This window comes from Candidatus Symbiopectobacterium sp. NZEC135, assembly GCF_025962695.1.
The window spans coordinates 1-1,725 of sequence record NZ_JAGFPF010000341.1 but is presented as its reverse complement, the minus strand read 5'-3'; the positions used below and the strand labels follow the sequence as shown (position 1 = coordinate 1,725).

The window sequence follows — 1,725 nt, the reverse complement described above, 5'->3', positions numbered from 1 at the left end:
TGCGGATAAAAGTGCGATCAAAATGTCGCGTACGCTTTGGAACACAACGGCACTATGATCGTGATCATCAGTCTGCACACCGTTGGAAGAGCGCGCCGCCGCTATGCTCCATGGTGCCATGAATCGTCCCACCTTTTTGTACTTCCAGCGAGCCCATCGCCAGCTTGTTGGTGCAAACCACTTCTGGCATATCCAGCGTGATACACGTATCGACTTTCACCAATACCAACAACACTTGCTCGCCCACTGACGGTGCCCGCCAGTCTCGGGAACGCCCGGCACGACGAAACAACCAGGTCAGCCAATCAGTAATCAGTGCTCCGGTTTATACCCGACAGAGGTTTCGGCGGTGTTCGCCTGGGTGACGACGCCGATACGGATCAAGTTGCGCAGTAGGCTCTGGATTTCGGTAAGGGTGGCTTGTGTGTTCATTGCTTCATGATGGATACTTGAAGCTATTAATACAAAGCTCTGGTGTTGTTTCGTTCTTGAAACAACAATAGCAACTTTAAATGAGTAAACTTATAAAATGACACCTTTTTTCGATACAAATGAAATGCATGAAACTCTTAAATTAAATGCAAAGCAAATTCATAGCTTAGAAGAAAATACGGATTTTCAGCGAGAAAGAAACACTCATTGCATAACCATCATAAATAGCATGATAAAAAACCCTCAACAATGGGATTCATTGACACCATTTAACATTAACAATATTGGGCGTTTCATTAGCATTAGACTATCAGATGAAAAAACAAGTGAAGAGGATATAGATAGCTATTTTGCAACATTATTTAGATTTTTAATGGAGCTTTATTTTTATCAGAATAGAGATCTTGATTATGACCTTTTGGTAATTAAGAACTTTGCATTAAATAACAGAGATGCGTTTGGCAGTGAGGCTCAAGGCCAAATTTTTTATACTTTAAATGAAATGCCATTCTCACTAATGAGATTTAAATTCAATAGCGATGATATTCAACACTTCATAAAAGCAGCACAGGCTGAAAAGTCAATGTCAGTTTTAATAAATGGATGGGACAGTAAAATCGCTTTACATATAACAAAAGTTGCAGAGTTAAAAACAAAACTTGAGGAGCAAGAGAATGCTTACAATTTCGTCGGATTATATAGTGGCTTTGATTTATTATCACGGAATAAAAATAAAGAATCCAAGAACGCATTTTGGTTTACCCTTTCTTTGGGCGTGCTGGCTTTATTCCCTCTTTGCTTGGATGTTTTTTTAGTGTATAAGGGATTTGTTAAAGTTGATTCAATTTACTCATTATTCACTTTAGTTCCAGCATTTACGCTTACCTTCATATTTATTTATTATTTCAAAACATCTTTAAGTAATTACCTCAAAAATATACAGACTATGCGAAAGAAATGAAAGTTAATGACAAAGAATCTTTAGACAAGTTCGAAACGATCATATTCTCAAATATTATGCCATCTGCCGATCAAATCCCCTCTACATTCGATGGCATTGAACAATTGGCAAAATTAATAGAAAGTGTTAGAGGTAAATAATAATTAGGAGTACTCGTCATGACACACGACGAAATGTTCAAAAAGATGCTGGCTAATCCTCCCGTCAAGGCCGAGTATCAAAGCCTTGAGGATGAGTTTTCTCTGTTGAATGAATTGCTGCAAGCCTGCAAGAATGCAGGGCTGACGCAGGCACAGATCGCGGATCGTATGGGCACCAAAGCTACGGCCATC

1 protein-coding gene and 1 pseudogene are annotated in these 1,725 nt (G+C 39.1%); one reads left to right on the top strand and one right to left on the bottom strand.

Features of this window, described 5'->3' with window-relative positions:
- Positions 1-432, bottom strand: a pseudogene (locus J5224_RS26635) (phage baseplate assembly protein V); the annotation flags it as partial.
- A gap of 97 nt (positions 433-529) precedes the next feature.
- Between J5224_RS26635 and J5224_RS26630 the strand changes: the two are divergent.
- Complete coding sequence (locus tag J5224_RS26630) at positions 530-1,393, top strand: hypothetical protein (protein WP_264628174.1); 864 nt, start codon at positions 530-532, stop codon at positions 1,391-1,393.
- Positions 1,394-1,725 lie beyond the last annotated feature (332 nt).

Excerpts from the sequence above, each read along its gene's own strand:
- J5224_RS26630 (WP_264628174.1), top strand. The coding sequence starts at position 530 with ATGACACCTTTTTTCGATACAAATGAAATGCATGAAACTCTTAAATTA.